This is a genomic window from Thermophilibacter sp. ZX-H3 (assembly GCF_052599055.1).
Map to the genome: position 1 here is coordinate 1 of NZ_JBQXES010000037.1, position 5480 is coordinate 5480.

3 protein-coding genes are annotated in these 5480 nt (G+C 66.6%); 1 reads left to right on the forward strand and 2 read right to left on the reverse strand.

Annotation, left to right across the window (positions count from 1 at the left end):
* Positions 1 to 221: 221 nt before the first annotated feature.
* Positions 222 to 1568, reverse strand: a complete 1347-nt coding sequence (locus ACULPM_RS10885; RefSeq protein ID WP_167930852.1) for a sensor histidine kinase — start codon at positions 1566 to 1568, stop codon at positions 222 to 224.
* Positions 1568 to 2284, reverse strand: a complete 717-nt coding sequence (locus tag ACULPM_RS10890) for a LytR/AlgR family response regulator transcription factor (RefSeq protein ID WP_445331190.1) — start codon at positions 2282 to 2284, stop codon at positions 1568 to 1570. The genes ACULPM_RS10885 and ACULPM_RS10890 overlap by 1 nt, the downstream gene beginning before the upstream one ends.
* Before the next feature lie 242 nt (positions 2285 to 2526).
* Here ACULPM_RS10890 and ACULPM_RS10895 point away from each other — a divergent pair, with 242 nt between their 5' ends.
* Positions 2527 to 5388: a glycoside hydrolase family 3 C-terminal domain-containing protein gene (locus tag ACULPM_RS10895; RefSeq protein ID WP_445331189.1), complete on the forward strand. Its 2862-nt coding sequence runs from the start codon at positions 2527 to 2529 to the stop codon at positions 5386 to 5388.
* The last annotated feature ends 92 nt before the right edge of the window (positions 5389 to 5480 follow it).

Consider the following 5480-nt stretch of genomic DNA (forward strand, 5'->3'; position numbering starts at 1 on the left):
TTGCGCGGATGGGGGTCGTGACAGAGATTGGGCTGCCACAACCCCCATCCGCGCAACAGGGCGAGAAGAACGCCCAGTTGACGCCCCGCGCCGATTGCCATAACCCCCATCCGCGCAACGCCCCGCGCGCGGGAATTGCCACGACCCCGAAATCAGCAGCGCGTCCTCAGCGGCGCGGGCGAAGCGGGGAGAGAAATGCGAGCGGGGCGGTGGCCCGGGCCCTATTCCGGGATGGGCAGCAGCACGTGGACGCGGAAGAGCCCGTCGCGGGCATCGAAGGTGATCGACCCGCCGTAGCGCTCGGCGACGAGCCGCATGGACTTGGTGCCATAGCCGTGCAGGCCACCGCCCTTGGTGCTGCCGAGCGAGCCACCCTCCTGCCTGAGCTCTCCCTCGTAGAAGTTGCGCACCTGGATGACGGCCATCTGGCCCATGCGACGAACGCTCACGTCGATGAGGCGGCGCTCGGGGTCGGAGATGGCGTCAGCCGCGTCGATCGCGTTGTCGAGCGCGTTGCCAAAGAGCGAGTAGACGTCCTGCTCGGACATGAACGACAGGATCGAGCCGTTGGCCGAGCACGTGAGCTCGATTTCCTTGCGGCCGCAGAGCAGCCCCTTCTCGGTGAGGATGACGTCGAGGGCGGGGTTCGAGGTCTGCACCCCGGAATCGTATATCGAGATGAGCCCATCGATGCTGCGCATGAACTCCTCGCCGGTGCCCGACCTCCCCGAGAGGGAGTGGACCTGGTGACGGATGTCATGGCAGCGCACGTTGATGGCCTCGATCGTGTCGCGCGAGAGCTCGTACTGACGGCGCTCGTCGGCCATGAGCTGACGCGTCGCCGCGGCGTCGGCGCGCATGCGGTTGGAGTAGAGGATCTCGTAGTCAAGATAGAGCGTGAGCGCGCAGATGAAGAGCTGCACGAGCATGAGGAGCAGGAAGGCCTCCTCGGGAAGGGCGCCCATGTCGTACAGCTCGCGGATCGAGGTGTCGAGGACGATGTTCACGGCGATGACGCCCAAAAGGACGAGCAGCGTTCGGCGATCGCCCTCGCCCTCCAGCCGGTCGGTATGGATGCGTCGCACGAGCAGGCGGTATCCCAGCAGGAAGACGACGGCGGCAACGGCAAGCTGGGAGGCGCCGGAGAGGGGATTGTCGGAGGGGAGGTCGGGCACGGTGAGGAAGCGCAGGGTCTCCCAGAGGGAGTGCGCGAGGTTCTGCAGGGCATAGCCCGCCGTGCAGCAGAATACGGCATCCCAGAGGCTCACCTCGAAGACCATCCGGGCGATGGGCACGCAGGCGAGAAGGACCACGACGAAAAACATGATGGTGGCCGCCGCGGCGGCAAAGTCGCCGAACTGGGAGATGGCCCAGGTCGTGACCGTGGTGTGGAAAAGGGAGCTCGCAAACGAGATGCCAAGACACGTTCCGGCGCACGCGAGAAGCCGCCAGCGGCCGGCCCTCAGCGGGTAGAGCGCGCAGAAGAGGCCCATGGCCACAAAGATGGTGAGGAAGTTCGGCAAACTGACGAGCAGGGCCCGCTGCACGAGGCCGAGCAGGCCCGGCATCAGAGCGTCCCTCCCAGGTAGGAGGAGAAGCGCTCGATGGCCTCCCGGCGGCGCGAGCGGCTGAGCGGGAGGAGGTCGCCGTTGGCCATGCTGACGCGCGATCCCTGCATGAGCCGCACGTAGTCCATGTTGACGACGCATCCGCTTGAGATCTGGAGCAGCGGCCCGTCCTTCTCGGCCGCCTCCATAATCTGCCGGATGGTCCCGCGGAGCATGAGGGGCTCGTCGCCGGTGGTGAGGTGGAAGGCGAGGTCATGGCGGAGCAGCTCCACGTAGTAGAGCTCGTGGAGCGGAATCACGCGAACGCCCCCGCCCACCTGGAGGACGATTCTCCCCGCGCCGGCCCGGCTGAGCCGACCCACCACCTTGTCGAGCGCCATCTCGAGCTTGGGCTGCGTGACGGGCTTGACGATGAACCCCGCGGCGCCGACCTCGTAGCCGCGCACCGCGTACTGGGCGAGGCTCGTCGTGAAGATGAGGGGCGTGTCCGGGTCGTAGGAGCGCATGAGCTCGGCCGCCTCCATGCCGTTGATCCCCGGGAGCTCGATGTCAAGGAAGACGAGGTCAAACGTGCGGTTGCCGCGCGCCAGCGCCGTTGCCACCGGGCTCGTCTCTATCTCGAACTCAAGCCCGTGCTTCTCGCCATAGCGCATGACGGCGTCACGTAGGACCTCCGCCTCGTCTGCGTAGTCCTCGACGATAAGAACCTTGTGCATGACGCCTCCCGCCGGATTGTTCAGGACCCTTGCGCTCATCTCAATTGTAAGGGTGCCGGCGTGCGACGGGCGCGCCTCCGGGCAGCGTGCGCGAGCGGGCGGGGGAGGGCAGAAGACGTCAAAAAACCGACCGATGCCCCCGGACCCCTTATCTCCTTCAGGCCGTTTTCATACAAAGGACGAGAAGGACGGGCCGCCAGAGGGGCGGGCCCATGCACGAGGGAACGAGGGAAGGAGAACGCATGCTCGAGATCAACATGGACGACGTGCTCGCCGTGCTGCAGTCCGTTGCGCCGCAGCTCGTCGTCATCGCGATCGCGCTGGTGGCGGCCATTGTGGTCACGGTCGTCGTGGCGCGCATGGCGGAGGGGAGGCGCAAGCTCGCCCGCTCGCTCACGTGGATCGCGGCCGTGGCCGTGATCGCGGGCTCGGTGAACGCGATGCTCCTGGGGCCGCTCAACAGCGTGGTCACCATGGCCACCGCCGAGCGCCACGAGCTTTCGCAGGAGACCATCGACAGGACCAACCAGCTTGCCGTGGACATCGAGTCCGAGGGCATCACCCTGCTTCAGAACAGCGAAGGCCTGCTCCCGATGGAGCCGGGCAACGTGAACGTCTTTGGCTGGGCGTCCACCAACCCCATCTACGGCGGCACGGGCTCCGGCTCGCTCTCCGACGCCTATGAGACGGTGACGCTGCTCGACAGCCTGGAGATGGCCGGCTTCACCACCAACGAGGAGCTCACGAGCTTCTACACGGACTACTCGACCGAGCGCGGCGTCATCGCCGTCACCGCGGCGGACTGGACGCTGCCCGAGCCGCCGGCGAGCACCTATACCGACGAGCTCATGGCCTCCGCGCGCGACTTCTCCGACACCGCGATCGTGGTCATCGGGCGCGTGGGCGGCGAGGGCCTCGACCTGCCCACCGACATGGGCGCCGAGGGCGTCACCTACACCAACAACTCCACGGAGTACGCCGACTTCGAGGCGGGCCAGCACTACCTCGAGCTCAGCCGCACCGAGCGCGACATGCTCGACCTCGTGTGCGAGAACTTCGACAACGTGGTCCTCGTCTACAACGGCGCCAACGCCTTCGAGATGGGCTTCCTTGCGGACTACCCCGAGATCAAGAGCGTGCTGTGGGCGCCGCACCCCGGCCAGGCCGGCTTCGAGGCGCTGGGCTCGGTCCTCACCGGCGCGGTGAACCCGTCCGGCAAGACGTCCGACACGTTCCTCTATGACCTCACCCAGGCCCCCACGTGGAACAACTTCGGCGCCTTCCAGTACGACAACGTGAGCGAGTTCGAGGTCGAGAGCGCCCGCGGCACCCGCTCTCCCAAGTTCGTGAACTACGTCGAGGGCATCTACGTGGGCTATCGCTTCTGGGAGACGGCGGACGACGAGGGGCTCGTCGACTACGAGGCGAGCGTCCAGTACCCGTTTGGCTACGGCCTCAGCTACACCACGTTCAGCCAGGAGATGGGTCCCGCGAGCTTTGACGGGGACACGGTGAGCTTTGACGTCACCGTCACCAACACGGGCGACGTGGCGGGCAAGGACGTGGTCGAGGCCTACGTGAACCCGCCCTACACCAATGGCGGCATCGAGAAGGCGACGGCGAACCTCGTGGCGTACGAGAAGACCGCCCTCCTCGAGCCCGGCGAGTCCCAGACCGTCACCATCAGCTTCGAGGATGACGACATGGGCTCCTACGACTACGAGGGCGCTCGCGCCTACGTGCTCGAGGCCGGCGACTACGTGGTCTCCATCAACTCTGACTCCCACACCGTCATCTCCGAGCAGACGGTGAGCGTGCCCGAGACCATCACCTACGACACCGAGGACAACACCCACAACGGCGACCTCCAGGCGGCGACCAACGTCTTCGACGACGCCAACGGCGACCTCGAGTACCTCTCGCGCGAGGACGGCTTTGCCAACTACGCCGAGGCCACGGCCGCCCCGACGAACTACTCCATGTCAGACGAGTACAAGGCCACGTTCTACAACAACGGCAACTACGATCCCACGGAGTTCGACAACCCCGACGACGAGATGCCCGTGACGGGCGCCGACAACGGGCTGCGCCTCATCGACCTGCGTGGCGTTGCCTACGACGACCCGCAGTGGGACGCCCTTCTCGACCAGCTGACCGTGGACGAGATGAACACCCTCATCGCCAACGGCGGCTACCAGAACGCCGCGGTTGACTCCATCGGCAAGATCCGCCTGTCCGACGTCGACGGCCCGGCCGCCCTCAAGGACAACTTCACCGGCGTGAGCTCGATCGGCCTGCCGTCCAACGTGTCCCTCGCGTGCTCGTGGAACAAGGAGCTCGCCTACGAGTTCGGCGTGACGATCGGCGACATGGCGCACGAGATGGAGGTCTCCGGCTGGTACGCCCCCTCCATCAACATCCACCGCTCCGCCTTTGGCGGCCGCAACTTCGAGTACTTCTCTGAGGACCCGGTGCTCACCGGCACCCTGGCGGCCCAGCAGGTGCTCGGCGCCGACAGCCGCGGCGTCTACGCCTTCACCAAGCACTTCGCCCTCAACGAGCAGGAGACCGAGCGCAACGGCCAGCTCTGCACCTGGTCAAACGAGCAGGCCATCCGCGAGATCTACCTGCGCGCCTTCGAGGAGGTCGTGAAGGCCGACGTCTCCGCGCAGGCCATCATGGGCGCGTTCAACTACATCGGCAACACGTACGCGAGCGCCCACCTCGGCCTCAACCAGACCGTCCTGCGTGACGAGTGGGGCTTCGAGGGCATGGTCGAGACGGACTACTTCTCCGGCCCCAACTATGGCTACCAGAACGCCGACCAGCTCATCCGCGGCGGCACCGACATCATGCTCGCCTCCACCGAGACAACGAACAACGTGGAGGACCAGAGCGCCACGGCGGTCATCCAGATGCGCCGCGCCGCTCACAACATCCTCTACGCGGCCGTGAACAGCTGGCGCTACGCCGATGGCGACCCGGCCGCCGTCACGCCCGCGTGGCAGATCGCGACCTACGCGGTCGACGCCGTGATCGGCGTGGCGCTCGTGGGGCTCGGCGTCGTCGCCGTGAGGCGCTTCGCGGCGCGCAAGACCTCGTAAGCGCTTGTCTACGCATCCGCAAGGGGCGGCCCGGTTCTTCTCTCCGGCTCACTGCGCTGCGCGCAGAAGTCGCCGGGCGAGAAGAACCGGGC

Coding starts and splice junctions, on each gene's coding strand:
- ACULPM_RS10885 (WP_167930852.1), bottom strand. CDS start 1,568: ATGCCGGGCCTGCTCGGCCTCGTGCAGCGGGCCCTGCTCGTCAGTTTG.
- ACULPM_RS10890 (WP_445331190.1), bottom strand. CDS start 2,284: ATGCACAAGGTTCTTATCGTCGAGGACTACGCAGACGAGGCGGAGGTC.
- ACULPM_RS10895 (WP_445331189.1), top strand. CDS start 2,527: ATGCTCGAGATCAACATGGACGACGTGCTCGCCGTGCTGCAGTCCGTT.